The following is a 25,938-nucleotide window of genomic DNA, read 5'->3' as shown; positions in this document are numbered from 1 at the left end:
TGCTTGGTCAATCTGTCAGATCCGGCCGACGATGTATCTCTGGCCCCCTTATTTGAAGCGTTTTTGAGCCCTACTGATATGACATCGTGAAAGTGGCCAAACCTTTCACGGTGCCGGGCGCCACGGTGCCCGGCGTACGTACGTATTGGGCAGTCAGCGGAATCGTCATCGGGCCGCCGGCGGCCGTACCAGCCAGCCATTGATTCTGATTTCCCGCGGCCGCGGAGTCAGGGCCATACGCGATCGGTGTCGAGCCGTTGAGAACCTGCAGACCGATACCTGTTGCTGTTGAGCCTGGTGCGAGGCTTAGCGTGGTTGACGTGTTCGAAGCATTGGACGCGTCGGTCAGCGTTACGTTGACCTTGGTACCCTGCGAGCAGTCGAGGGCAAGGTTGAACGGCGTGGCTCCGGTGGTTGCGCCGGTGGTAGACAGCCGACCTGTGTAAGCCTGTGGCAGCATGACGGAAACCGAAGACGTGGTCACGCTGCAAGTCCGTCCAGCAATGGTTGTTCCGGCGTTGAGTGACTGGCTATGCGGCGAATTGTAGGCGGAATCGGTGATGCAGGTCCCGGTGTAGTTCAGCGTCATGCTCGGGAGAGTCGTGAGTGTGCCGTTGCCGACTGGGCCGGTCACCACCAGGTCTGCTCTCGTATAGAAATCGGTCGGTCCGTTCGAGGACGCTGCCAAGGCTTCAGTCGAAGGTACAGAAATATAATTTGCGCCCGACCATCCAGCCGTTACGTAGAAATGGACGCCGACCCCCGGCACGTTGGTCTGATAGGTATCCGTCATGCCAGGAACCGGCGTACCGGTGACCGTTACCGTCCTGGTGACTGGGCACGTGACGTTGTAGCTAATCTTGCCGTTGGCGCTGGCGCTCTGCAACACGGTGCCCACGGGAATATCCCGCGACGGAGAAAACGAAGCGGAAAACGACAGGTTATTGAAGTTGTCTGTCCAACCTTTGTTGTACGGCAGGTGCACATAGTCGGCTTGGACGTGTATGGAGCCGAGCATCAACACGCCAGCGCCCAGCGCACGGGCGAGCCATACTGCGCGACACCTCACAGGTTTCATTAGCCGCGCGTTGTTCGACGTCCGATTCCGTTCTCTACTCATGGTTTTTGCTTCAGTCGTATTCATGTCCATATCTCTCTGTTCTCAGCTTTCGCCATGACTGGCTGGCGACGATCGCAGAATAGGCGGTGAAAATCCGCTTCATCGAAGGACGAATATTGATTTCATCCCATGGGTCGCAGAAGACCGCAATAAATCAAGGCGATTGCATGCCGAATTGGCACATCTCGATATTGATCGGCGGAGATCCGAATGAATATCGGAAAAGTCTTAATTGAGTGGGAAATGTCTTACAGAAGTGCGGAAAACGCTGGCTCAGGTCGAGGCAGCAGGGTACCGTGTATGCATCGATATACCTGCACCGCGCTGCCCGTCATGAAGCTGCAGATTCTTCAAGGCAGCGGTGCCTCACCCCATCTTCAAAACCTCTTCCCGCATCCAACTGGCAAACGCCTGCACGTGCTCAAGGGCTGCTTGGCGTTGCGCCACGTCGAGCCAGTAGCCATACGGCCCGGTTACTTCGATATCGGAAAACCGCGCGAGACTGCCGTCCGCCAGTTCTTCGACGATCATGTTCCGATCGACCACCGCGAGTCCCGCGCCTTTGCGTGCCGCATGAATCGCCTGCTCCAGCGTGGAAAACTCGGTGCCGTTCTCCGCGTAACGCGCCGGCAAGCCGGCCTTGGCCAGCCAATTCGGCCACAGGTCCAGGCGCGTGTCGTTATGCAGCACATGCAGCGCGGGCATATGCTCGAGCAGCATGTCGAGAGACTCACTAAGCAGACGGGGTGCGCCGACCAGTACGTGGCGCTCGGTCATCAGCAACTCGGAATGTGCGCCCGCCAGCGCGTCTCGGCCGAAGCGGATGACGCAGTGACAGTCTTCCGTGGGCGTCGTGCGAACGGACAGTTCGACATCGGGCAATTCGTCTCCCAGCGAACCGAGCCGCGGCGAGAACCACTGTGTCGCAAAGGTGGGCGGCACGGCGACGACGAGACGCCGCCGACCTTTGGCTGCAGTGATCTGACGGAAGCCGCGCTCGATGGTGTCGAAGGCCTCGGAGAGGCAAGGCAGGAATTGGAGTCCGGCCGGTGTCAACCGGATACCCTTGTGATCGCGCTCAAACAACTTCGCGCCGAGCGATTCCTCGAGCAGTTTGATCTGCCGGCTCACCGCGCCTTGGGTGACGCATAGCGCGGTGGCCGCGCGGTTAAAGCTCATGTGCCGGGCTGTCTCTTCAAAGAAGCGCAACGCGATCAGCGATGGCAAGCGCCGCATAAATCACCTTCTGTCTCTTTGTTCGTTCGGAGCAGGCGTGACTGTTGTCGCGTGCCGGCTCGCGGAATCCATGTTCGTGCCGCGCGTTGTCTCCGACGCGCCATGCCGCCATCAATCAGCCCGCACGTTTCAAAGGCAAACGGGCTATAGGGCATCCACAAGATTGTCGCATTCAGGCGTGATATTTTGCCTGATCGCGCTAAAAAAATTCTGGCGTGCGTTGGCGCGGATCAAGCGGCATTTCGTCCACGTCGCGCGGCGTTTTCAGAACCGCCGCCGCGCAAGCCCTCGACTTCGCCTATCCTGACGAAGACGCGCGCCATCTGGCCGCCGTGCCTACTTCACACTCCGTTGGAGCGCCCGTGACCGTTCGCAACCTAGACGCCCTGTTCCGCCCTAAATCCGTCGCCGTGATCGGCGCTTCCGAGCGGCCGGGCAGCACCGGCGCAATGGTGTGGGCGCGCGTGCTGGAAGGCGGTTTCGAGGGCCCCATCTGGCCGGTCAATCCGAAATACGAGACGCTCGGTCGACGCAAGGTCATCTGCGATGTCGGCGATCTGCCGCAAGCGCCTACCGTCGCGCTGATCTGCACGCCACCCGACACGTGGCCCGGCATCATCCACAAGCTCGGCGGCCTGGGTACGCGCGCGGCGATCATCGTCGGCGAGGTGCGGTGCGATGAGGACCGTGTGCAACTCCGGCATGCACTCTCGGCGGCGCGGCCGCATTTGCTGCGCATCGTCGGGCCGGGCAGTCTCGGGGTGGTGTCGCCGGCGTTTCATGCGCATTTCGGTGCGCCTTCGTGCACGGTGAAGGCGGGTGGCGTGGCATGGGTGTCGCAGTCGAATGCCCTGACGAATGCCGTGCTCGGTTGGGCGCATGCGCGCGGCCTTGGTTTTTCGCATGCGGTGGCGCTGGGTGGCGAAGCCGACGTGGATGCCGGTGACGTGCTCGACTATCTGGCGAGCGATCCCGGCACGCGCGCGATTCTTCTGGAGTTGGACACGGTGCGCGCCGCGCGTAAATTCATGTCCGCGGCTCGCGCTGCGGCACGCAACAAACCGGTGCTGGCGTTACGCTCGGGCCGTGCCGATCCGGCCGACGCGTTGTACACCGCTGCATTCCGTCGCGCGGGCATGGTGCGCGTCGATTCGCTCGACGATCTGCTCGATGAAATCGAAACACTCGGCGTGGGTCGGGTGGCGGCGGGAGCGACGGCGACACTGATCACCAGTGACAGTGGCCTCGCCACGCTAGCCTGCGACGCCTTTGCCGCTGCCGGCGACACGCTCGCGCCGTGGCCTGCCGAAGCGGATACGGCGCTAAGCGAAGCGCTGCCTCACGCGGTGGCCGGCAACCCGCTAAGACTCGGCGACGATGCCCGTCCCGAGCATTTCGGCACCGCGCTCAAGCTGCTCGCCGAGCATCGCAGCACCGGCACGGCCTTCGTGGTCCACGCGTCGACGCATGGCGCGCCGGTCGGTGAGGTCGCGCAGGCATTGATCGCGAATCAGCGCTTTGCATATCGCGGGCTGCTTGCGTGCTTTTTCGGCGGCGTGGATGCGGCCACGCGTGATGCCCTACATGCGCAGGGCATTCCTGTTCATACGACGCCGCAGCGGCTTGCGCGCGCCTTTGCGCGTCTGGTCGACTACCGGATGGGCCGCGAATTGCTGATGCAGACGCCCGAAGGTTTGCCAGCACAGATACCCGAAGCAATCGACGCCGCTCAGACGCAAGCACGTGCCGCACTCGCCGCAGGTGAGCACCAACTAACTGGGTCAGCGGCGGCACAGTTTCTTGAGCGATTTGGGCTGAGCGTTGAAACGCAAGGGGGCGACCTGACGAAAGGATCATCGGCGCAAGGCGCTACGGAAGGATCGACGCAAGCGCTAACCCAACAAACCGCGCAGCAATTAGCCACAGCGTCGGCACAAGCAGATTGCGCGGAACTGGTCGCCGCGCAGTCGCTAAAGCCGGTTGTCGAGATCGCCGTAGAACTTCACGACGACGACAATTTCGGCCCTGTTTTCCGCTTCACCGCGCCTTCGGCGGATGGCGTGTCCGAGCCGCTGCGCGTCTACGGCTTACCGCCACTTAATCCGATGCTCGCGCGCGACATGGTCACGCACTCGCGCTACGCGCGCCTGATCGATCCCGAGCCGGCATTAACCGCATTGACGGCACTTTCGCAGGCGGTCTGCGACGTCAAGGAGATCGTCGGGCTCGCGCTGACGCTGCGGGTATTCAAGGACCGCGTGGTAGTGGTCGAGCCAAGCCTCAGCCTCGCATCGAAACGCAGCCGTCTCGCAATCGTTCCATACCCGCGCCGCTTCGAAGAGACGATCGACTGGCAGGGCCTACGTGTGACGGTCCGTCCGATCCGGCCGGAAGACGAAGCCGCGCACCACGATTTCGTCGAGGCGATGACGCCGGAAGATTTGCGTTTGCGCTTTTTCGGCGCGGTCGGCAGCTTCGATCACTCGCAGCTCGCGCGCATGACGCAGATCGACTACGACCGCGAAATGGCACTCATCGCGACGGTCACCAGCGAAGACGGTTTTACGCGCACGCTCGGCGTGGTGCGCGCCGTAGCCGATCCCGACAACGAGACAGCCGAGTTCGCCGCCGCGGTGCGCTCCGACCAGAAAGGCCGTCGCCTTGGACAACTGCTGATGGATCGGATCATCAAGTACGCGCGGGCGCGTGGCACCCATTGGCTGATCGGCGAGGCGTTGCGGGAGAACGCGCCGATGATAGCGCTAGCCAGGTCCTGCGGCTTCACCATTACGCCGACGGAAGATCCCGGCGTGGTCGGCTTCAGGATGGCGCTGGATGAACCGGCGGGGGGCAGTGCGAACGTGGCGAGCGCCAGGAATTGAACCGGGAAGAGGGTAATCAGGAGCGCAATCACTGCCCGCGCCGATGAGGCGGCTGAGGCAGTGATCGGAAAGCAGGAAGCGCTGTCGGCCGCCAGCTTGATTAAGCCGGCAGCTTCGCCGCAGCTTCGTCGACCTGCGTGCGGGTCACGGACAACTCGTCCAGCAACGCTTCAGCGTATACGGCGCCGGTTTCGCGTTCCAGACGCGCGATGGTCGCCGCGCAGCGGTTCGCGTCCTTCAGCGTCGCGATGAACGACTTCACCGATTCGCCCGCCTTGAAGGCATCGAACAGCGGCACGCGAATCTCGTCCGGCAGCGGACGCGCTGTCCATTGATACGGCTTGCCGTTGAACGTGAACTGCGGCGGCAGCACACGCTCTTTCTTCGCCGCCGGAATCAGACCGAAGGTGCGTGCGGCGTCGCCGATCTGCTCGGCCGAAAACAGCTCGTCCGGGCTGATGTCGAATTGCTGAATGAAGGTCTCGATGCTTTGCATCGCTGCTGCGCGGTCGTCACGGCGCTTTTGCGCATGAGCGACGATGTCGCGCAGTTCGTCGGCTTCTTCAGGCGTGATCGTGAAGCTCGACTGCTTCTGCTGGAGTTCGGAAAAACGCTGGAATTCGGAATCGGTCAGAAGTTTCGCCATTGCTTGTCGATGAGCGCGCATGAGGAGACCCCTGCGGCGTGATTTTTGAAAGGGTCGCCATTCTAAACCATGTGCGTTAAACGGCCTCTTCCCGAAACATCGACAGCGCCTGCACCGTCTCGCGCAGCAGTGCTGTTGCCGCCTCCAACGTCGGCGCAACGTATTCATCGATACGTTTCAAGTAAGGGCAAGTAAGCACCGCGATCGCCTGGCCTGACGGCCCCTGGATTGGGAACGTGACGTCGGTCACGCCGAACGTCTGCTGACTGTCCTTCTGTGAAAAACCCGCCGCGCGAATCCGCTCGCACGCCTGTTCCAGCGCATCATGATCGATCGTGACTTCGCCTTTTACCTTGGTGTGTTCGGCCAGCATCTGGTCGCGCTGCTCGACGCTTTGAAACGCGAGCATCACGCGCCCCGAACCCGTATCGATCAGGCCGACCCGGGAGCCGAGCCGCACCGACATGCCCCACGTGCCCGGTCCGTCCACCTGCGCGATCACCAGCAGATTGCCGCGGTCGTACACCACGAGGTGACACGATTGCTCGGCGGCATCGGCGAAACGCTGCATCAGCGGCAGCGCTTCGGAGATCAGGCGGTTCATCGGCGGATGACGATGCGCGAGCGCGTACAGCTTCAGGCTCAGCGAATAACGGTCGCCTGCCGCCGAGCGCACTACGTACTGCCGTGCGACCAGTCGCTCCAGCATCCGGTACATCTCGCTCGCGTTGCGTCCCAGCAGCTTGGTGATTTCGGCGCGCGTCAGCCCTTCTTTCTGCTCGGCGAGCAGTTCAAGGATGTCGAGGCCCTTGTCCAACGCGGGGGCGCGGTAACGGTCGGCGTCGTCTTTGTCGTCTGCGTCCATGGTGAGCAAGGCTCCGTGTGTTGTTCTCATTATCTGGCGCGTGAGTGTAAGTGCGTGGGGAATCTCGTGCGAGGCGGCACGCGCCAGGGGAAACACCGAGGCATGGTGCAGTGCACATCGCTTGACTTCGAAAAGTCCGTATATGAATAATACGTTCATTGGTGAACGAAAACACGCCAATACTTCATAAGAAAGCGCAGGACCAAGTGCCCACCACTCGCATGGCGGGTTCACGCAGTTCCCACAACGCATTGCATGGGGCCGGAGCAGGAGCTTTGCATGGGACCGGAATAAGCGCTGAAGCGCTAACTCCGGTCGACAGCTGAAGCGCTAACTCCGGACCGACATAGGAGACAACCATGTCGTTCGCGAAAGGGCCGCACCCGGCTCGCCGTTTATTCCAGAGTTCGTTGTTCGCCGTTGCGGCGGCAGCTTGCGTCGCCAGCCTCGCTGTCAGTGGTGCGGCACACGCCACTGACGCCGGCAAGGTCGGCCTCGGTCTGCCGCTGCTTACATCGCCGTTCTGGCAGTCGTACAACAACTATCTGCCGAAGTACGCGAAGGACATGGGCATCGATATCTTGGCGCCGGTCAATTCGAACGGCGATCCGGTCCAACAGATCACCGACATGAACAACCTGCTGAATCTCGGTGCGAAAGGCATCGTGGTCGGCCCGCTGGATTCGGCGGCGATCAGTCGCGCGCTCGATGCGGCATCGGCGAAGAACGTGCCGGTGGTCGCCGTAGACGTTGCGCCGACGCAAGGCAAGGTCGCGATGGTGGTGCGCGCCGACAACCACGCCTACGGCGAGAAGGCGTGCAAGTACATCGGCGAGCATGTGAAGTCGGGCAAGGTCGTGCAGATCATGGGCGACCTGGCGTCGGTGAATGGGCGCGACCGGTCTGAAGCGTTCCGCTCGTGTCTGAAGGGCTTCCCGGGTTTGTCGCTGCTGGAAATTCCGGCAAGTTGGAAGGGTGACGTCGCGGCTACCGCGCTCGACAGTCTGCTCACCGCGAATCCTGACGTGAAGGCAATCTATATGCAGGCAGGCGGCGTCTATCTGTCGCCCACGCTGCAAACGTTGCGCCGCAAGCAGATGTTGTTTCCGGCCGGCGATGCGAAGCACGTCGTGATTGTCAGTAACGACGGCATTCCGCAGGAGTTCGAGGCCATCCGTCGCGGTGATATCGACGCGACCATTTCGCAGCCTGCCGATTCCTACGCGAAATACGGTCTCTTCTATATCAAGGCGGCGTTGGCCGGACAGACCTTCAAGCCCGGCCCGACGGATCACGGCAGCAACATCGTCCAGTTGGCGCCGGGCATTCTCGAAGATCAATTGCCCGCACCGCTCGTCACGAAGGCGAATGTCGACGACAAAGCGTTGTGGGGCAATACCGTTAAATGAGCGAGCCGACGCCCTCTGTGCCGGTCGTCGAAGCGTTTGAGGTTACCAAACGCTTCGGTTCCACGGCCGCGCTGAAAGACGTGAGCATCCGCGTGATGCCCGGCGAGTCACATGCGCTCGTCGGGCGCAACGGTGCGGGCAAATCGACGCTGGTGTCGATCCTCACCGGCCTGCGCAAGCCCGATACCGGCGAGGTGCGTTTTGGCGGCGTGGCCGCGCCGTCGATTGCGGATCGCGATGCGTGGCGCGAGCGCGTCGCCTGCGTTTATCAGCATTCGACGATCATTCGCGATCTGAGCGTCGCGGAGAATTTGTTTATCAACCGGCAGCCGTCACGCGGGGGCGTGATCGATTGGCGCGCCATGCGCCGCGATGCGCGTGAGTTGCTCGATCACTGGAAGATCGACGTACGCGAAGATGCGCGTGCCGGCGATCTGAGCGTGGAAGCACGGCAACTCGTGGAGATTGCGCGGGCGCTGTCGTACGGCGCGCGCTTCATCATTCTCGATGAACCGACCGCGCAGCTCGACGGCGACGAAATCAAGCGTCTGTTCCGCCGCATCAGCGAGTTGCAGCGCGAAGGCGTGACGTTCCTCTTTATTTCTCATCACCTGCAGGAGGTCTATGAGATCTGCCAGGCCGTGACGGTGCTGCGCGACGCGCGACATATCGTCAGCGCGCCGGTTTCTTCGCTGCCACGCGAGCAGTTGATCGAAGCGATGACCGGCGAGCGTGGTGGTCTGGCCGTTGCGGATGCGGCGGCGCGCGCCGCGTTGCCGGCGGACACCGCCATTGCGTTGGAAGTCAAAGATCTGGTGGGTTCCGATTACGAAGGCGTGTCGTTCACGGTGAAGCGTGGCGAAGTCGTAGGGCTGACCGGCGCAACGAGCAGCGGCCGCACGAGCGTGGCCGAAGCGATTGCCGGTTTGCGTGCGGCCAAGCGTGGCTCGATCAGCGTGGATGGTGCGACGCTGCCATCTGGCGATGTCCCTGCTGCGCTGGCACACGGCATCGGCTGCGTGCCGAAAGATCGCCATCACGAAGGGCTGGTCCTGACGCAATCGGTTGCCGAAAACGCCTCGATGACGATCACGCGCCTGCTCGGCAAATTCGGCATCGCACCGCCGGCGAAAAAGAACGCCTTCGGTCAGAAGATGATCGACGCGCTCGGCATCGTCGCGCAAGGCCCCGAGCATGTCGTGTCAGGGCTGTCGGGCGGCAATCAGCAGAAGGTCGTGATGGCGCGTGCACTAGCCACCGATCCGAACGTACTTGTATTAATCGACCCTACGGCAGGCGTCGATGTGAAATCGAAAGAAGCGTTGCTGTCAGTCGTGGATCGCGTGCGAGAGGAGGGCAAGGCCGTGCTGGTCGTGTCCGGCGAACTCGACGATCTGCGTACCTGTGACCGTGTGCTGGTCATGTTCCGTGGCCGTGTCGCGGCCGAATTTCCCGCGGGTTGGCAAGACCACGACCTGATCGCATCCGTTGAAGGAGTCAGTCTCCATGAAGAATAGTGTGCCCAGCCCCGCATTCGGCACCCCCCAAGGTCAAGCGCAGCCACAGCCCGTCGCACAGGCGACGCGCGGCAAACGTGCTCGTAGCGAACTCGCCCGGCTGCGCGAACTGGCCTTGCTGCCGGCGCTTGCGTTGTTGCTTGTAATCGGCGCGTTTGTCAGCCCGAGCTTTCTGACGAAGGCGAATCTGATCAGTGTACTGGGGGCGTCCGCGGCATTGGCGTTGGTCGTGCTCGCCGAATCGCTGATCGTGTTGACCGGCAAGTTCGATCTGTCGCTCGAATCGACGGTGGGCATTGCGCCGGCTATCGGCGCGATGCTGGTGATGCCGGCTGCGTCCGCGGGCTTCGGGTTGCAATGGCCGGCGGCGGTGGGTTTGCTGGCGATCCTCGTGGTCGGCGCGGTGATCGGCTTCGTCAACGGTTTCCTGGTGGTGCGTTTGCGGCTGAACGCCTTCATCGTCACACTGGCGATGCTGATCGTGTTGCGCGGCATGCTGGTCGGCGCGACCAAAGGCGGCACGCTGTTCGATATGCCGCCGTCGTTCTTCTCGCTCGCCACCACGATCGTGCTCGGTTTGCCGTTGTCGGTGTGGCTCGCGGCGGCAGCGTTTGCCATTGCTGCGTTCGTGCTGCGCTATCACCGCCTGGGTCGCGCGTTATATGCGATCGGCGGCAATCCGGAAGCGGCGCGCGCGGCGGGGATTCGCGTCGAGCGCATTACGTGGGGCGTATTCGTGCTCGGCAGTATGCTGGCCTCGGTGGGCGGTCTGATCGTGACCGGCTATGTCGGCGCGATCAACGCGAACCAGGGTAACGGCATGATTTTTACGGTGTTCGCGGCGGCGGTGATCGGCGGCATTTCGCTCGACGGCGGCAAGGGCTCGATGCTCGGTGCGCTCACCGGCGTGTTGCTGCTCGGCGTCGTGCAGAACCTGCTGACGCTGGCTCAGGTACCGTCGTTCTGGATTCAGGCGATCTACGGCGCGATCATCCTCGGCTCGCTGATGGTGGCGCGGCTCGCCAGCGGCGAAGGTCAGAACTAATGCACACGCATCACGGAGAACGCACTTGACCAGCCGCAAAACGCAAACCCCACAAACGCCGCAAATGCCCCAAACATTGCAAACCGACCCACGCCTGATCCTGCTCAGCCCCGCGGACAACTGCCTGATCGCGGCGGCGCGTCTCGATGCGGGCACGCAAGTCGAGATCGAAGGCGAGCGCGTGACGCTCACCAAAACCATCGACCTCGGCCACAAGGTAGCGCGCCATGAACTCGCGAAAGACGACAAGGTGCTGCGTTACGGCGCGGTGATCGGTCACGTGACCGAGGCGGTGGCGCGCGGTGCGCATCTGCACACGCACAACCTCGAAAGCGATTACCTGCCCACGTATACGCATGACGCGGGCCACGAGTTCGTCCATCACTGAATTGAGCACATTGACGTGGCCTTGCGCCGCGCTGGAATGATCATGACTGACACTTCCGTAGCATCCGCCGCCGCGCAGCATCAGCCCTTGTTGCAGGGCTATCCGCGCAAGGATGGCCGCAAGGGCATCCGCAATGTGGTTGCGGTGGCGTATCTGGTCGAGTGCGCGCATCACGTCGCGCGTGAGATCGTCACACAGTTTCGCGAACCGCTCGACGCGTTCGACGATCCTTCAGCCGAGCGCGAGCCGCCGGTGCATCTGATCGGCTTTCCCGGGTGCTATCCGAACGGGTACGCCGAAAAGATGCTCGAGCGCCTCACCACGCATCCCAACGTGGGCGCGGTGCTGTTCGTGTCGCTCGGGTGCGAGAGCATGAACAAGCATTATCTCGTCGACGTCGTGCGCGCGAGCGGCCGTCCCGTCGAAGTCCTGACGATTCAGGAAAAAGGCGGCACACGCAGCACGATTCAATACGGCGTCGACTGGATTCGCGACGCACGCAAGCAACTTGCCGCGCAGCAGAAAGTGCCGATGGCGCTGAGCGAACTGGTGATCGGCACGATCTGCGGCGGCTCGGACGGAACCAGCGGCATCACCGCGAACCCGGCCGTGGGCCGTGCGTTCGATCATCTGATCGACGCGGGCGCGACCTGCATTTTCGAAGAAACCGGCGAGTTGGTGGGCTGCGAGTTTCATATGAAAACGCGTGCCGCGAGGCCGGAACTCGGGGATGAAATTGTCGCGTGCGTTGCGAAGGCGGCACGCTACTACTCGATCCTTGGGCATGGCAGTTTTGCCGTCGGCAATGCGGATGGCGGCCTCACCACGCAGGAAGAGAAGTCGTTGGGCGCGTATGCGAAAAGCGGCGCGTCGCCGATTGTCGGCATTATAAAACCCGGCGACGTTCCGCCGACCGGCGGCCTCTATCTCCTCGACGTCGTGCCTGACGGCGAACCGCGCTTCGGCTTTCCGAACATCAGCGACAACGCGGAAATCGGCGAACTGATCGCATGCGGTGCGCATGTGATCCTGTTCACGACCGGACGCGGCTCGGTGGTCGGCTCGGCGATCTCACCCGTCATCAAGGTGTGCGCGAATCCCGCGACGTACCGCAATCTCGCCGGCGATATGGACGTCGATGCAGGACGCATTCTCGAAGGCCGCGGCACGCTCGACGAAGTCGGCCGCGAGGTATTCGAGCAAACGGTGGCGGTGTCGCTCGGTGCGGCATCGAAATCGGAAACGCTCGGTCATCAGGAATTCATCCTGACGTACAAGACTTTCGAACCAGTGGGCCCGGCCTGTTTGCCGTCGAACGCTGCACCGCCGCATCGGGTTGTTGCGATCGAGCCGCACTGAGCGGTCTATTTGCGACGAGTCCGAGGCCACGCAGCGGGCAAACATCGTCGGCACGTGCTAAAACATAAACGGGACCAGAGTAAGCGCTCAAGCGCCAACTCTGGTCGACAGCTTTGCATGGGACCAGAGTAAGCGCTAAAGCGCCAACTCTGGTCGACACAGGAGACGTGGTCCATGGCGGCAAAGATCGGTTCGAAGATCGAACAGCGGCGCAACGTCGGCCGTCGTGCATTGCAGGTGTCCGGATTGGGGCTCGGTACGGCGCCACTGGGCGGCCTCTATCGCGATCTGTCCGAAGAAGAGGCGCACGCGACTATCGCCGCTGCGTGGGACGTCGGCGTGCGTTTTTTCGACACCGCGCCGCATTACGGTCACACGAAAGCCGAGCACCGTCTGGGCGACGCGTTGCGCGGCTACCCGCGCAGTGAATACGTGCTGTCCACCAAAGTCGGGCGCCGCTTCGTACCGCGCACCACGCCCTACGACGGCAGCGAAGGATGGCAAGACCCGCTGCCGTTCCAGGCGATCTTCGACTACACGCACGACGGCATTCTGCGTTCGTTCGAAGACAGCCAGCAGCGTCTCGGCATGGTCGATATCGACATTCTGCTGGTGCACGATATCGGCGTTGTCACGCATGGCGACAAGAACCCCCATTACTGGCGGCAACTCACTGAAGGCGGCGGCTTTCGTGCGCTCGATGATCTGCGCTCCTCGGGCGCGGTCAAAGCGGTTGGACTCGGCGTCAACGAAGGCGCGGCGATACTCGACGTGATGGCCGAATTCGATATCGATTGCGCGTTGCTCGCGGGCCGTTATACGCTGCTCGAACAGACCACGCTCGACGACCTGCTCCCAGCATGTGAACAACGCGGCGTCAGCATTCTGTTAGGCGGCGCGTTCAACTCGGGCATTCTGGCGCGCGGCGTAGCAGGCGATCTGAAATTCAATTACGGCGACGCGCCGAGCGAAATCATCGAACGCGTCGCGCGGCTGGAAGCGGTGTGCCGGGTACATGGCGTGCCGCTTCCAGCCGCAGCTTTGCAGTTTCCGTATGCGCATCCGGCGGTCGCAACCGTGTTGACCGGCGCGCGCAGTGCCGACGAATTGCGCGAGAACGCCGCGTCGTTCGAGCAGTCAATCCCCGCGGAACTGTGGTCCGCGTTGCGTGACAAAGGCTTGCTCGACAGCCGCGCGCCCGCGCCGGAGGATTGATTTGACGATACGTATCGACGCTCACCAGCACTACTGGGACCCCGCTCGCGGCGACTATGAGTGGCTCACGCCGGAACTGAAAATCCTGTATCGGACGTTCGGTCCCGCCGATCTCAAGCCACTGCGAGAAACAGCGGGCGTCGAGCGGACGGTGGTGGTGCAAGCGGCGCCGACTATCGATGAAACGCGCTACCTGCTGGACATCGCGCGGCATGAGCCATCGATTGCCGGTGTAGTCGGTTGGGTGCCGTTGTTGCTGCCCACGGCTCCGGCTGTGATTGGAGCGCTGGCGCGTGAGCCGAAGTTCAAAGGCGTGCGGCCGATGCTGCAGGATCTACCTGACGATACGTGGATTGCGAATCCCGATCTCGCGCCCGCAATCGAAGCACTGATTGTGCACGACCTCGCGTTCGATGCCTTGATTTACGCGCGGCACGTCGAGCCTTTCGAAATGTTCGCGGCGCGTTTCCCCGCGCTGCGCATCGTCGTGGATCACGGTGCGAAGCCGCCGATCCGTTACGGTCGCGCGGGTTGGCAAACATGGGCCGACGCAATCACGCGGCTCGCACAGTTACCGCAAGTGCATTGCAAGCTGTCGGGACTCGTCACCGAAGCGTCGCCTGGCTGGAGCGAAGAAACGCTTCATCCGTATGTCGAGCATCTGCTGAAGTCATTTGGTCCCTCGCGTTTGATGTGGGGCAGCGACTGGCCCGTGCTTGATCTGAACGGCGACTATCTGGTCTGGCACTCGGTGGCGAACACCTTGCTCGCGTCCTTGAGTGACGCCGAGCGTGAGGCGGTTTTCGGCGGCAACGCCGCTGCGTTTTATCGACTTTGATGTGACGAACACGCGTGACGAAGACGAGTTACGAAGACGAGTTACGAAGACGAGTTACGAAGACAAGAGCAAGCCCATTCAACTGGAGTCGTAGATGACACAAAGACTGGCCGGCAAGACGGCCCTGATCACCGCCGCAGGACAAGGTATCGGTCTCGCCACCGCGGAAATGTTCGCGCGCGAAGGCGCGCGCGTGATCGCCACCGATATCCGCGTCGACGGACTCGCCGGCAAGCCGGTCGACGCGCGCAAGCTCGACGTGCGCGACGCTGCAGCGATCAAGGCGCTGGCCGCCGAGCTCGGCGCGATCGACGTGTTGTTCAACTGCGCGGGCTTCGTGCATGCCGGCTCGATTCTCGAATGCAGCGAAGAAGATTGGGACTTCGCCTTCGACCTGAACGCGAAAGCGATGTACCGCATGATCCGCGCGTTTTTGCCGGCGATGCTGGAGAAGGGCGGCGGCTCGATCATCAATATGTCGTCGGCGGCCTCGAGCGTGAAAGGCGTGCCGAACCGCTTTGCCTACAGCGCGTCGAAAGCCGCGGTGATCGGGTTGACCAAGTCCGTCGCTGCAGACTTCATCACACGTGGTGTACGCTGTAACGCGATCTGCCCGGGCACGGTCGCTTCGCCGTCGCTCGAACAGCGGATCGTCGAGCAGGCCAAAGCGCAGGGCGCGACGCTCGACGCCGTGCAGGCGGCCTTTGTCGCGCGTCAGCCGATGGGCCGCATCGGCAAGCCGGAAGAGATCGCCGCGTTGGCGCTGTATCTCGCGTCCGACGAATCGTCGTTCACCACCGGTCACGCGCATGTCATCGACGGCGGCTGGTCGAACTGACGCACACTGATTAACGCTGAAACACGAATCGAATATCACTGAACGGAAAGGGAAGTGCAACGATGAAACTGCTTCGTTATGGGCCGAAAGGCCAGGAAAAGCCGGGCCTGATCGACGCGCAAGGCAAGATTCGCGATCTGTCGAAGATGGTTGGCGATATCGACGGCGCCGCGCTGACCGACGAAGGCCTCGCCAAACTGCGCGCGCTCGATCCGGCTTCGCTGCCGTTGGTCGAAGGCAATCCGCGCATGGGACCGTGCGTCGGCAAGATCGGCAAGTTCATCTGTATCGGGCTGAACTACGCGGACCACGCTGCCGAATCGAATCTGCCGGTGCCGGCGGAACCGGTGATTTTCAACAAGTGGACGAGCGCGATCAGCGGCCCGAACGACGACGTCGAAATTCCGCGCGGCTCGAAGAAGACCGACTGGGAAGTCGAACTCGGCGTGGTGATCGGCAAACCCGCGAAATATATCGACGAAGCCAACGCGCTCGACTACGTCGCCGGCTACTGCGTGATCAACGACGTGTCGGAACGCGAATGGCAGATCGAACGCGGCGGCACGTGGGACAAGGGCAAGGGCTTCGATACCTTTGGCCCGATCGGCCCGTGGGTCGTGACGCGCGACGAAGTCGCCGATCCGCAGAACCTGAGCCTGTGGCTCGAGGTGGACGGCCACCGCTATCAGAATGGCAGCACGAAGACGATGGTGTTCGGCGTCGCGAAGCTGGTGTCGTATGTGTCGCAGTGCATGAGCCTGCAACCGGGCGACGTGATTTCGACCGGCACGCCGCCGGGCGTCGGCATGGGCGTGAAACCGAACCCGGTGTATCTGAAGCCGGGCCAGACGATACGTCTCGGTATTGAAGGCCTCGGCGAACAGACGCAGAAGACTTACGCGGCGGAATAAACGGTGCAACAGACGGTGCAGTAAGCCGCGCAATCGGCACCGCTCAGAATGAAAAACCGCGCCTGCTTCCCAGCAGGCGCGGTTTTTTTATGTACCCCGGTGCGAGCCGTATGACTCGCCCATCCCATCTCTAGTGCACGGTTCCGATCAACCCGCCGGCTCGTGCTCGCCGTTCTCGCTGATGCGATTGATCGTGCCTTGCGCAACGGCGACGAGTTTCTCGCGCTGCCCGTCCATCACATACACGTTGCACTGGCAGGTCGCCTGGTGCCGCCCTGCGTAGACGACCTTTGCCCGCGCGATCAGCGTGCCGTTCATCACCGGCCGCAGATAGTTGATCTTGTACTCGCCGGTCACGACCTTCGGCCCCAGCGACAGCGCGCCGGCGAACGTCAACGCATTGTCGGCGAGATAACTGATGACACCGCCATGCACGAAGCCATGTTGTTGCCGCAACTCGTCGCGGATCGGCAGACACAGCGTCAGTTCGTTGGTGCCGGTGTGCATCAGTTCGGTGCCTAGCAGCATGCTGAACGGCTGGGCATGCAGTGCGCCGCGCGCCCGGTCGAGGATGTCGGTCATCGTGATTCCTTCGGGCGTGGCCCGCAGTGGCATCTGCACCGGCGTGCATTGTGCAGTCCCTACCCACTCTAGGAAGCGCTGACGCATCGCGTCAAGGTGAATCCAAAATATCTGCGGTGCATTGTTGCGAAAAATGAGGGGAATAGCGAAGTTGGCCGATGAAACGGGGGCGTAAGACGATTTTTGACGACATTGATCTCAAGCAAAGTTTGGCCTTGCCGTTAACCCTGACGTAGGTTCCGTCATTCTTTGCTTTAGGTATTCACGATGTTCAGCAAGATCAAGGTCGCATCCGGCCTGTTGTGTGTTCTGGCCGCGTTCTGCGTTTTCCAGCTTGTCACGGTGGGTTTGGGGTTCTGGTCGCTCACGCGCACGCATGACGACGTGGGTGATCTGTCGAATGTCGCCTTGAAGCAGGTGGATGCGGTCAATGAAACGACCCAGCACCTGATGGATGCGCGCATCAACCTGTCGCGCGCCGGTACGCGCATGGTGCGCGGCGGCGCCGAGCCGGCCGACATCGTGCAGCATGCCCGCGAACAGCTGACGGCGGCTGACCAGTCGTTCGGCGCGTTTATGGGCGCGCAGAAGACCAGCGACGAAAACAGCACCCGCGCCGCCGCGCTCGCCGAGCGCTACAAAAAGCTCCACGACGCGCTCGCGGAACTGGTGCAGTTTCTCGACGCGAACAACATCCAGGCCTTCCTCGATCAGCCGACCCAAGGCTTCCAGGATGCCTATCTCGCCGAGTCGCACAACTTCGTGCAATTCGGCGCTGCTGCTAGCCGTGCGTCGCTCGATTCGGTCGATGCCCGCTTGGCGACGTTCCGCACCGTCAGCATCGCGATCCTGCTGGTGCTGGTAGCGGGCACATTCGGCGTGTACGCGGCGCTACGTAAGGGCGTGGTGGCGCCGCTGGAAGAAGCCGGCCGTCACTTCGACCGCATCGCGCAAGGGCGTCTCGACCAGCCGATCGCTTCGCGCGGTACCAATGAGATTGGCCGCCTGTTCTCGGGTCTCGCGAAAATGCAGGCGAGTGTGGCGCGCACAGTGCAAACCGTGCGCGAATCCGCCGACTCGATCCATCTCGGCGCCGACGAAATTGCCACCGGCAACGCTGATCTGTCGGCACGCACGGAAAACCAGGCGGCATCGCTCGAAGAAACCGCGTCGAGCATGGAGGAATTGACCGCCACGGTGCGTCAGAACGCCGATCACGCTCGTGAAGCCAATGCGCTTGCCGAAACCGCGCTCGAGGCGACTTCGCGCGGCAGCGAAGTGGTCAACGAGGTGGTCGACAAGATGCGCGGCATCGCCCAAAGCTCGGACAAGATCGCCGAGATCATTTCGGTGATCGACGGCATCGCGTTCCAGACCAATATCCTTGCGCTGAATGCTGCCGTCGAAGCGGCGCGCGCGGGCGAACAGGGCCGTGGCTTCGCCGTGGTGGCGGGCGAGGTGCGTGGGCTCGCCCAGCGCAGCGCGCAGTCGGCGAAGGAAATCAAGACGCTGATCAGCGAATCGGTCGCCGAGATTCAGGGCGGCTCGGCGCTGGTCGAGCATGCAGGTGAGGCGATGAGCAACGTTTCCGCGTCGATCTCGCGCGTCACGCAGATGATGGCGGAAATCAGCGCGTCGTCGCTCGAGCAGAGCACGGGCATCGAGCAGGTCAATCAGGCGGTGGTGCAGATGGACGAGATGACGCAGCAGAACGCGGCGCTTGTCGAGGAGGCCGCCGCAGCGGCCGCCTCGCTGCATCAGCAGACGCAGCAGTTGAAGGACGCCGTTTCTGTGTTCGAAATTTCTGAGACTGTGTTGCGAATGCAACAAATGGACGACCTGTGCGGGCAAACGGCGGCGTTTGCGCTGTCAGGAATGCGGGCGATCTAGGCCGCGCGCGTGCCCAAAAAGAGGGCATCTGCAATAGAAAATGGCCCGCCAAAGCGGGCCATTTTGCATTAGACGCAAGCGCCTAAGGGTGCCTCAACGTACCTGACGGTACTTAGGCCGGCTGGATGTTCGCAGCTTGCTTGCCCTTCGGGCCTTGCTTGACTTCGAACGTCACTTTCTGGTTTTCCTGCAGGGACTTGAAGCCGCTGCCTTGAACTTCCGAAAAGTGTGCAAACAGGTCTTCGCCGCCGTCGTCCGGGGTGATGAAGCCAAAGCCCTTTGCATCGTTAAACCACTTCACAGTACCTGTTGCCATTTTTAATCCAGTAAATGTTGTGTGTTGCATTCGCGACCGCTATTTCTCAACACGAGATCGAGCGCGAAGTACGAGTTGTATCACGTCTTTATGATGGACGCCAATCAACAAGTATTCGGGTATTCCCCTGATTGGACCCTTTTGAGTCCGAAAACCATTTTCCAGGGGGGGCCAGCCGGTAGGGTAAACTGCTTGTATTACTCTTCCAGGAAAAACATTGACACATTATTTGCAAGATGAACTTACCTCATTCTGGAGTCGTTTGACCCCCTATCTCGCGATATTGGAGTCGAAATCACCTCAAGAAGGCGCCCCGGACCCGGTCGGCCGTATCACGGTCGATACCGAAGAGCACCAGGCTTTCGCCCTTCACATCACCGATAAAAAGCTGCACGGCGACACATCGGATACCCCCACCGGACACAGCGCGACGTACACGCGATTCAAAACTGCCGACGCCGATTGGGGACCTTGGCAACGCGAAGAATATTGATTGACCGGTCAGTCGGCTTTTGACGCCGATGCACGGGAAGACGGCAGCCGGCGCTTAGCCCGGCAAGGCGTCATAGGCGGTCGCGAGGTGATAGGGGGTGGTCGACGGCATGTCGGCACGCACCACGTCACCGGCGGCCGTTTTGCATTCAAACCAGCCTTGCGGGCGCAGGAAGCGTTGCCGGAAGAGCTCGATTTGACGCGGCAGCGCGGCGTGCGCAGCGGGGTCGTCATGGCTCGCCAGTGCGCGCAGATACTCGGTCTGCGCCCAGATCCGCTGGGTGGCGTCCTTGATTCGTCCGGTTTCGTCGAGCGAGGCGTACACACCGCCCGTTTGCGGGTCCACGCCATATTGCTGCGCGAAGTTGAACGCGCGTGTCAGCGATTCGTCGAGACCCGAGGCGTCGAACAACGCACCCGCCTGCTTGACCAGCCAGAACCATTCGAACTGGTGCCCCGGTTCCAGGCGGTTGTCCTCCGCGCCAATCGGCAATTCGGCGACGCAGCCGGTCGGCGCATGCACGAAGTGATGCGCGATGGCGCCGGCAAGACGGCCCAATGCGGCGTCGAAGGCGTTGTCGCGCGTGACGTCGCGGGCGGCCAGCCAGGCTTCGGTCAGATGCATTAGGGGATTCTGGATCGGCGTGCCGGTTACGCTGGCGAAGTCCGCGGTGAGTGCGGCGTTGAACAGATCGCCATCGGCCGCGAAGTGCGACTGGATCAGTGCCGACGTACGATGCACGACTTCCAACGCGTCGCGGTTGCCTGAACGGCCGGCATATTCCGCGCAGGCGAACACGACGAACGCATGCGTGTACAAGTCTTTGGTCGTATCGAGCGGCGCGCCCTGCGTATCCACGCTATAGAACCATCCGCCGTGGCGCGTGTCCTGAAAGGTGTGCATCAGCGAATCGAACAGCACCTTGGCATGGGCCGCATCACCTGCTTGCGAGAACACGAACAATTGTCGCGCGCACGCCATCGCCCGGTAACGTTCCTCGGGCAACGGTTCGGGACTTTCGGCGCTGACCGCTTCGTAGGGCAGCTTCAGCTCGGGGTTGAAACCGGGCCCGCGCCACAGCGGCAGCACCACGTGAGCGAAGTGGTCACGCAGTGTGTTGGCAAGCGGGATCGTCGAAGGGGGGGAAGGGATCATGCTCTGCATAGTTCGGTTGGTCAAACGCGGTCATTCAAAGCGCCTGCGGACTTTGGCTCTCGCCGCAGCGCGGCCGTCGGCAACGTGCGGCTAAGCATAAAGCAAACGGCTGCCGCTGGCACTCCGTCACAGATGCGAAATACGCTTCAAATAATTTCAGATAAGGAGGAAAAACAATGTTGGGGAACCTTGAACTCATTTCCCGTCTGATGCTGGCCGCTGCGCTCGGCAGCGTCATCGGCTTCGAGCGCGAACGGCTGTCATGGGCCGCGGGGTTGCGCACGCATATGCTGGTCTGCGTCGGTTCGACGCTCATCATGATCGTGTCGGCCTATGGTTTTGCCGAAGTGCTGTCGGGCGATCACGTCGTGCTCGATCCGTCGCGGATGGCCGCGCAGGTGGTCTCCGGCATCGGCTTTCTCGGCGCGGGTTCGATCCTGCTGCGCGGCGAAATCGTGCGGGGGCTGACGACGGCGGCCAGTCTCTGGTCGGTCGCGGCGATCGGGCTGGCGGTCGGCGGTGGGCTGTACACGGCGTCGATCGCCGCAACCATCATCATTCTGATCATCCTCGCCGGGATCAAACCGCTCGAGCGCCGTTTCATCACGGTGAAGCAACGGCGCCAGCTGACCATGATCGTCGAGCGCGGCGCCATGACATTCCATTCGCTGCACGACGAGCTCGGCGCCGCGAGCCCGCGCGTCAAGCAGTTCGTGATGCAGCAAAGCGACGACGCGCCGGAGTGCGACGAAGTGATAATCACGTTGCACCGCGTGTCGAATACCGAATATGAAGCGATCTGCGCACGCTTGCGTCAGTTGCACGGCGTCAAGCAGTTCCGGCAGGACGAGACGTCGTCTTAAAAACGGAAAAACCTCGGTGAATGGCTTCGGCAGGGGCGGGCGGCCATGCGACAATGCGGTCTCGAAAAATTCCAATGGCATTGACGAGCGGTGCTCGGCGCCCGCTTTCCGGCGACGACCGCTTTTTTCTCTATGGCAGATTCCGCAGCATCCACGCAGTCCCGGCCTCAGCGCGCCGCTTCGAAGAAGCGGCGGCAGGCCACTGTCTCGATCGAAACTGAAAACAAGCTGGCGCGCGCCGCGCGCTCGGCACAACGTCTCGCGCAACTGAGCGATGCCTCACGCGACGACAGCACGCTCGACCTTTTCCCTGACGATCCCACTCGCGCCACGTTGGAAGCGATGAATATCGACGTCCGGCAAGGCACGTTGCATGGCTTTGAATTACCCGATGTCGTGCTGGCCGCGGTTGGCGCGATCGATGCCGACGGCATGTCGCCGGAGGCAAGGGCGGCGCGCCGCGCGCCTCGCGCTGCGAAATCCGATGAACCGGTGCCGGTGAATGCGCAATTGAGTGGGCTGGAGACGCAGGCCGTGGAGGCCACGGCATCGCTTGTCGGCGAGCTGGCTTTCGGGGATGTGAAGGCGACATCAGAGGCGTCGGCCGAAGAGAAGCCGGTGGCATCGGCACGTGACGCGGTTGCGCCGCTCACGTCTGCGATGGCGGCGGCGACTGTGGCGCGCAGTGTGACTGCGCTGCGCCAGGCTGCTGAGCCGGGCGCAGCGACGGCAGATGTAGCGGCTGCATCGAGCTCGGACGGTGCCAAGCCGCCTGTGCCGCCGCAGCGCTTCGCGGCGACTTTTGCCAAGGCGACGACGGCTTCACGGGAAGCGGTTGGGGCCGAAGCCGCGGATGCGGGAGCGGAGCGTGCTTCGTCTTCGTCTTCTTCCGAGTCTGGGGCTGATTCCGGCGAGGTAGTTGCTGAGCCGAAGCTGGCTGCGAAGCCGTCGGGCAATGTGCCTGAATCCGCGCCCTCATCGGCGTCAGCGCCCGCGCCCGCATCTGCGCCCGTATCAGCATCGGCATCCTCCGCGCACACAAACGCGTCTTTCTCAGCGCCGTCCTTCCGCGAAGCCCAGCGTGCCGAAGCTGCCGCGGCAGCGCTGCGCGCCGCGCCTGAACTCGACCGCGCGCGTGCGACAGCCTTCGCCGATACCGTCGACGCCCTGTACGGTGTGATCGCCGATCAACGCCTCGCCGCGACCGACCATTCGCGCCGCATGAAGTGGATGCTGTCGATCGTGGTGGGCGCGTTGCTGATGACGGTCGCGATCGGCATCACGCAGACCGTGCTCCTGATGCGCCTGACGCGTGAAACTACCGCCCAGCAACACCGCATCGAACAGATGATGCAGAACCAGCAGGCCGCCATGGCCAGCTTGCTCGACACGCACATCGCGATGGTCAACGCAGCGGCGGCCAATGCGGCTTCTGACGCAGCCGCAACTGCGGCGCCTCAGCCAGCCGTGGTCACGCCAGCGCACGGCAAACCCGGCGCGCGCACACCGCACGCGCACAAGCCGAAAGCTGCCAACTCGCACTGATCTTCAGTGACTGCCGCGCTGGCGTTAGCCGGCTGCGGCAGCTTGTTTTGCCAACGCAACAGAACAGCCTGGCGCTTACTTCCACCCCGAGCCCCAGGTCTTCGTTCCACTCTCGCTCCCTGCCTCCCAGGATAGGCGTCGTAAGGCACCACCCCGCCGCCAACGCCTCGCAAGCCAAACTTCACGTTTTAAACTCTCGTTGCTGTTGCGAAGCCGGACCGGATACGCCAGCGCATCTTCTGACGGGAGCCACCATGCCGACCAGCACGCACAAATATTCGATCGAGGAACTGCTAGCCGCGCTTCTGCGCGATCAGGGCATCCACGAAGGACACTGGGCGTTAAACGTCGAGTTTTCGGCGACGGGCGCTTCCGTCAAGCCGCAAGAGAGCCCCGCGCGGACCTTGCCGGGGCTGATCGTCTCCGTCAACAGCGCGACCTGATGCGTGCGGAGAGCACGGCGGAAGGCGCCGTCGATGCCGCCGTAGTGAACCCTCTCAAAACCGTGACGAGCGCGAAACCCACGCGCAGCAGGAAGCCGCAGTCGACCACGCTTCAGTAGAGGGACGCTTTTGGCCCTGAAATATAAAAAACGGGGACGTTGTAATGGTGCAACGCACCATGGATAAAAACCCTGTGACAACACACCACACCCAATAAATTGCTGCATTGCACTAGCTTTTGCCTAGGGAAAACCCTATAATTCTTCTCAAGGGAAAACCCTAGCTAATGCAGTAACCAACCGGGAGTCGCCATGAGCTTCATTTTTGCATTGTTCCAAAAGGTCAGCGACCTCTTTGCGTCGCCCCATCTGCCGCTGGATTCGGACTACTCGTACGCAGCACGTAGCCGCGAAGCAGAGCGCATGCGCAAAGCGCAATCCACATTGTTCGGCATCAAGCTGAGCGACTAAAAAGCAAAGTTGTACGGCCTGAGCGCGGACCACCGCGCATGGGCGCGCACGTCGAGTGCGCCTCGCATCATTGAAGCCACTGCCCGCGAAACGCGTGCCGTGGCTTTTGTTTTGTGCGGTTACCGCGCAACTCCAATTTTTCCGAATATTTCCTTGCCGAAATGAATGTAACCGCGCCTCACACGGCGCCGTCGTGTCATTCAGTTGATTCACCGCGCATGCGCTGTAGATGGGCGGCGACGGTCGAAAAGACGCTCATTCATCGGTCCCTTTCATTGAAATGTGCGCTTACAAGTGCTCACGTCTTCATGCGGTTTGCACCGCTAAAGTTGGTCTCAAGCGTACGGCGTCTGGTCCGAACCCAAAATCGCGGTTCGATGTTGGCCGAACACGAGCGCTGGCTTGATACAAAACTTTGCATGGGAGGTCACTATGAAAACCTTTAACAAGACGTCGCGTTCGATCGTTGCAACCTTGCTGGCGGGCGGCGCGTTGCTCGCAGCCGGCAGTGCTTTCGCCCAGGAACGGGTGATCATCGAAAATGGTCCGGGACCGGCGGTTTACGGTCAGCCGCACATGATGCCGGTAGGCGTGTCGATCAACATCGGCTGGCACGGCGATCGTTACTACGACGGCCACCGCTACTGGGCTCATGACGACTGGATGCGTCATCATCCGCACGACTACGATCCGCATCACCACGACGATCGTCGCCCGCCGCCCCCGCGCTACTAATGCGCGCATGACGTGCCGCGTGACGCGGCCTGAAGTCCGCAAAGCCGGTCCTTCCTCACGGAAGACCGGCTTTGTCGCATTCGGTCTTGGAAAACCGCGCGCTGCGCTATGCTTGAACGCTTTCATCGATGGCAGCAGGAGAGCGGCGTGGACAAGGCAGTCATAGGCGTAGTGGGCACGGGATTGATGGGCGTCGGCATTGCGACGCAAAGCGCGTTGCATGGGCATCGGACGATCGTTCACGACGTCGACCCTGCACGCCTCGCGAGCGTTGCGCCGAAGGCGGAAGCGGTGCTCGACGAACTGATCGACGCCGGACGCATCGACCACGCTGCCAAACAGGCAGCGCTCGCGCGCATCGAGACGCATGCGCAACTCGACGTCATGGCGTCGGCGCAATTCGTGATCGAGGCGATTCCCGAGGTACTCGAACTGAAGCATCGCCTGTATGCCTCGCTGGCTGAGTTGATGGCAGACGACGCGATTCTCGCGAGCAACACCAGCGGTTTTCCGCCCGATCAACTGGTTGCTCCGCTGCGCGCGAAGGAGCGTTTTCTGATCGCGCATTTCTGGAATCCGCCGCACATGATCCCGCTCGTCGAAGTCGTGCCCGGTACCGCGACCGCGCCGGAAGTCACTGAACGTACCGCTGCGTTGATGAGCGCGATCGGCATGGAACCGGTGGTGCTGGCGAAGGCGATTCCGGGATTTGTCGGCAACCGGTTGCAGTTCGCGGTGTTGCGCGAGGCGTTGAACATCGTGCGTTCGGGAGCGGCGACGCCTGATGTGGTCGATCGGGTTATGAAGGCGTCGCTCGGGCGCCGGTGGGGGATCGTCGGACCGCTCGAAGGCGCGGACATGGGCGGCCTCGACACCTTCCTCGACATCGCCACGCATCTGATGCCGGAACTCGCTAAAGACGAAGACGTGCTCGATCTGCTGCGCGCGCAGGTGGACGCGGGGCGTGTCGGCGTGCGTAGCGGTGCTGGTTTCTATGAGTGGGACGACGCTCATTTGGCGCGCGTCAAAGCAGGCCGCAAGCAGGTGATTAGTCGCGGTTAATGACGTTGCACGTACGTAGCGTGAATCGGATTATGCAATCGGAATAATCAGGCATTTGAAATCAACAATATCAGACTCGAATAATTTCAAATTCCTTTCTTAAATAATTAAAATG

The 25,938-nt window shown here is 62.0% G+C and carries 25 protein-coding genes; 18 read left to right on the top strand and 7 right to left on the bottom strand.

Annotated features, from left to right (window positions below; translation table 11 throughout):
• Positions 1-70: 70 nt before the first annotated feature.
• Entirely contained in the window at positions 71-1,144 is a 1,074-nt protein-coding gene (locus tag PQQ86_RS37775; protein WP_408279072.1) for a fimbrial protein, read from the bottom strand.
• A gap of 342 nt (positions 1,145-1,486) precedes the next feature.
• Positions 1,487-2,356: a LysR substrate-binding domain-containing protein gene (locus tag PQQ86_RS37770; protein WP_408279069.1), complete on the bottom strand. Its 870-nt coding sequence runs from the start codon at positions 2,354-2,356 to the stop codon at positions 1,487-1,489.
• Positions 2,357-2,718: 362 nt separating this feature from the next.
• On the opposite strand from PQQ86_RS37770, the gene PQQ86_RS37765 reads away from it, so the two are divergent.
• Positions 2,719-5,238 (top strand): bifunctional acetate--CoA ligase family protein/GNAT family N-acetyltransferase, encoded by a 2,520-nt coding sequence (locus tag PQQ86_RS37765; protein ID WP_408279066.1) that lies wholly within the window; start codon positions 2,719-2,721, stop codon positions 5,236-5,238.
• A gap of 100 nt (positions 5,239-5,338) precedes the next feature.
• Here the strand turns inward: PQQ86_RS37765 and PQQ86_RS37760 are convergent, their stop codons facing one another.
• Together PQQ86_RS37760 and PQQ86_RS37755 are read right to left on the bottom strand one after the other, a co-directional pair.
• Positions 5,339-5,884, bottom strand: a complete 546-nt coding sequence (locus PQQ86_RS37760; RefSeq protein WP_408279063.1) for a hypothetical protein — start codon at positions 5,882-5,884, stop codon at positions 5,339-5,341.
• Between the two features lie 76 nt (positions 5,885-5,960).
• Positions 5,961-6,749 (bottom strand): IclR family transcriptional regulator, encoded by a 789-nt coding sequence (locus PQQ86_RS37755; RefSeq protein ID WP_408279061.1) that lies wholly within the window; start codon positions 6,747-6,749, stop codon positions 5,961-5,963.
• A 359-nt stretch (positions 6,750-7,108) separates the two neighbouring features.
• Here PQQ86_RS37755 and PQQ86_RS37750 point away from each other — a divergent pair, with 359 nt between their 5' ends.
• The 9 genes from PQQ86_RS37750 (at position 7,109) to PQQ86_RS37710 (ending at position 16,269) form a co-directional block, all read left to right on the top strand.
• The gene (locus PQQ86_RS37750) at positions 7,109-8,158 is read left to right on the top strand and encodes a sugar ABC transporter substrate-binding protein (RefSeq protein ID WP_408279058.1); all 1,050 of its coding nucleotides are present in this window, start codon (positions 7,109-7,111) and stop codon (positions 8,156-8,158) included.
• A complete protein-coding gene (locus tag PQQ86_RS37745) occupies positions 8,155-9,675 on the top strand; it encodes a sugar ABC transporter ATP-binding protein (RefSeq protein ID WP_408279055.1) in 1,521 nt (506 codons plus the stop codon). Before PQQ86_RS37750 ends, PQQ86_RS37745 begins: the two co-directional genes overlap by 4 nt.
• Positions 9,665-10,720, top strand: coding sequence for an ABC transporter permease (locus PQQ86_RS37740; protein ID WP_408279052.1), 1,056 nt, complete (start codon positions 9,665-9,667; stop codon positions 10,718-10,720). Before PQQ86_RS37745 ends, PQQ86_RS37740 begins: the two co-directional genes overlap by 11 nt.
• Positions 10,721-10,784: 64 nt before the next feature.
• A complete protein-coding gene (locus tag PQQ86_RS37735) occupies positions 10,785-11,108 on the top strand; it encodes a UxaA family hydrolase (protein WP_408279453.1) in 324 nt (107 codons plus the stop codon).
• 42 nt (positions 11,109-11,150) lie between these two features.
• Positions 11,151-12,467, top strand: a complete 1,317-nt coding sequence (locus tag PQQ86_RS37730) for a UxaA family hydrolase (RefSeq protein WP_408279050.1) — start codon at positions 11,151-11,153, stop codon at positions 12,465-12,467.
• A gap of 174 nt (positions 12,468-12,641) precedes the next feature.
• Positions 12,642-13,682, top strand: coding sequence for an aldo/keto reductase (locus tag PQQ86_RS37725; RefSeq protein WP_408279048.1), 1,041 nt, complete (start codon positions 12,642-12,644; stop codon positions 13,680-13,682).
• Between the two features lie 7 nt (positions 13,683-13,689).
• Positions 13,690-14,520 (top strand): amidohydrolase family protein, encoded by an 831-nt coding sequence (locus tag PQQ86_RS37720; protein WP_408279452.1) that lies wholly within the window; start codon positions 13,690-13,692, stop codon positions 14,518-14,520.
• Between the two features lie 94 nt (positions 14,521-14,614).
• Positions 14,615-15,358 (top strand): SDR family oxidoreductase, encoded by a 744-nt coding sequence (locus PQQ86_RS37715; protein WP_408279045.1) that lies wholly within the window; start codon positions 14,615-14,617, stop codon positions 15,356-15,358.
• Positions 15,359-15,420: 62 nt separating this feature from the next.
• Positions 15,421-16,269, top strand: a complete 849-nt coding sequence (locus PQQ86_RS37710) for an ureidoglycolate lyase (protein WP_408279042.1) — start codon at positions 15,421-15,423, stop codon at positions 16,267-16,269.
• A 147-nt stretch (positions 16,270-16,416) separates the two neighbouring features.
• On the opposite strand, the gene PQQ86_RS37705 is transcribed toward PQQ86_RS37710, so the two are convergent.
• The gene (locus tag PQQ86_RS37705) at positions 16,417-16,851 is read right to left on the bottom strand and encodes a PaaI family thioesterase (RefSeq protein WP_054034920.1); all 435 of its coding nucleotides are present in this window, start codon (positions 16,849-16,851) and stop codon (positions 16,417-16,419) included.
• A gap of 267 nt (positions 16,852-17,118) precedes the next feature.
• Here PQQ86_RS37705 and PQQ86_RS37700 point away from each other — a divergent pair, with 267 nt between their 5' ends.
• Positions 17,119-18,741: a methyl-accepting chemotaxis protein gene (locus PQQ86_RS37700; protein ID WP_408279039.1), complete on the top strand. Its 1,623-nt coding sequence runs from the start codon at positions 17,119-17,121 to the stop codon at positions 18,739-18,741.
• Between the two features lie 112 nt (positions 18,742-18,853).
• On the opposite strand, the gene PQQ86_RS37695 is transcribed toward PQQ86_RS37700, so the two are convergent.
• Positions 18,854-19,057: a cold-shock protein gene (locus tag PQQ86_RS37695; protein WP_007178724.1), complete on the bottom strand. Its 204-nt coding sequence runs from the start codon at positions 19,055-19,057 to the stop codon at positions 18,854-18,856.
• A 217-nt stretch (positions 19,058-19,274) separates the two neighbouring features.
• Here PQQ86_RS37695 and PQQ86_RS37690 point away from each other — a divergent pair, with 217 nt between their 5' ends.
• Positions 19,275-19,550, top strand: a complete 276-nt coding sequence (locus tag PQQ86_RS37690; protein ID WP_408279036.1) for a hypothetical protein — start codon at positions 19,275-19,277, stop codon at positions 19,548-19,550.
• A gap of 54 nt (positions 19,551-19,604) precedes the next feature.
• Here PQQ86_RS37690 and PQQ86_RS37685 read toward each other — a convergent pair whose 3' ends face one another.
• Positions 19,605-20,714: an AGE family epimerase/isomerase gene (locus PQQ86_RS37685; protein ID WP_408279031.1), complete on the bottom strand. Its 1,110-nt coding sequence runs from the start codon at positions 20,712-20,714 to the stop codon at positions 19,605-19,607.
• A gap of 167 nt (positions 20,715-20,881) precedes the next feature.
• On the opposite strand from PQQ86_RS37685, the gene PQQ86_RS37680 reads away from it, so the two are divergent.
• From PQQ86_RS37680 to PQQ86_RS37655, 6 genes are all read left to right on the top strand, one after another.
• Positions 20,882-21,568 carry an MgtC/SapB family protein gene (locus tag PQQ86_RS37680; RefSeq protein WP_408279028.1) on the top strand — a complete coding sequence of 229 codons (687 nt, stop codon included), beginning with the start codon at positions 20,882-20,884 and terminating at the stop codon, positions 21,566-21,568.
• 132 nt (positions 21,569-21,700) lie between these two features.
• Entirely contained in the window at positions 21,701-23,113 is a 1,413-nt protein-coding gene (locus PQQ86_RS37675; protein ID WP_408279025.1) for a hypothetical protein, read from the top strand.
• Positions 23,114-23,367: 254 nt separating this feature from the next.
• Positions 23,368-23,556, top strand: coding sequence for a hypothetical protein (locus tag PQQ86_RS37670; protein ID WP_408279022.1), 189 nt, complete (start codon positions 23,368-23,370; stop codon positions 23,554-23,556).
• 311 nt (positions 23,557-23,867) lie between these two features.
• On the top strand, positions 23,868-24,026 hold the full coding sequence (locus tag PQQ86_RS37665; protein ID WP_166618131.1) for a hypothetical protein: 159 nt from the start codon (positions 23,868-23,870) through the stop codon (positions 24,024-24,026).
• Between the two features lie 432 nt (positions 24,027-24,458).
• Entirely contained in the window at positions 24,459-24,761 is a 303-nt protein-coding gene (locus PQQ86_RS37660) for a hypothetical protein (RefSeq protein ID WP_408279019.1), read from the top strand.
• Between the two features lie 186 nt (positions 24,762-24,947).
• On the top strand, positions 24,948-25,823 hold the full coding sequence (locus PQQ86_RS37655) for a 3-hydroxyacyl-CoA dehydrogenase family protein (RefSeq protein WP_408279451.1): 876 nt from the start codon (positions 24,948-24,950) through the stop codon (positions 25,821-25,823).
• Positions 25,824-25,938 lie beyond the last annotated feature (115 nt).

The organism is Paraburkholderia sediminicola (assembly GCF_046026675.1).
GTDB lineage: Bacteria > Pseudomonadota > Gammaproteobacteria > Burkholderiales > Burkholderiaceae > Paraburkholderia > Paraburkholderia sediminicola_F.
The sequence above is the reverse complement of the archived record's forward strand: the minus strand, read 5'-3'. Positions and strand labels throughout refer to the sequence as shown.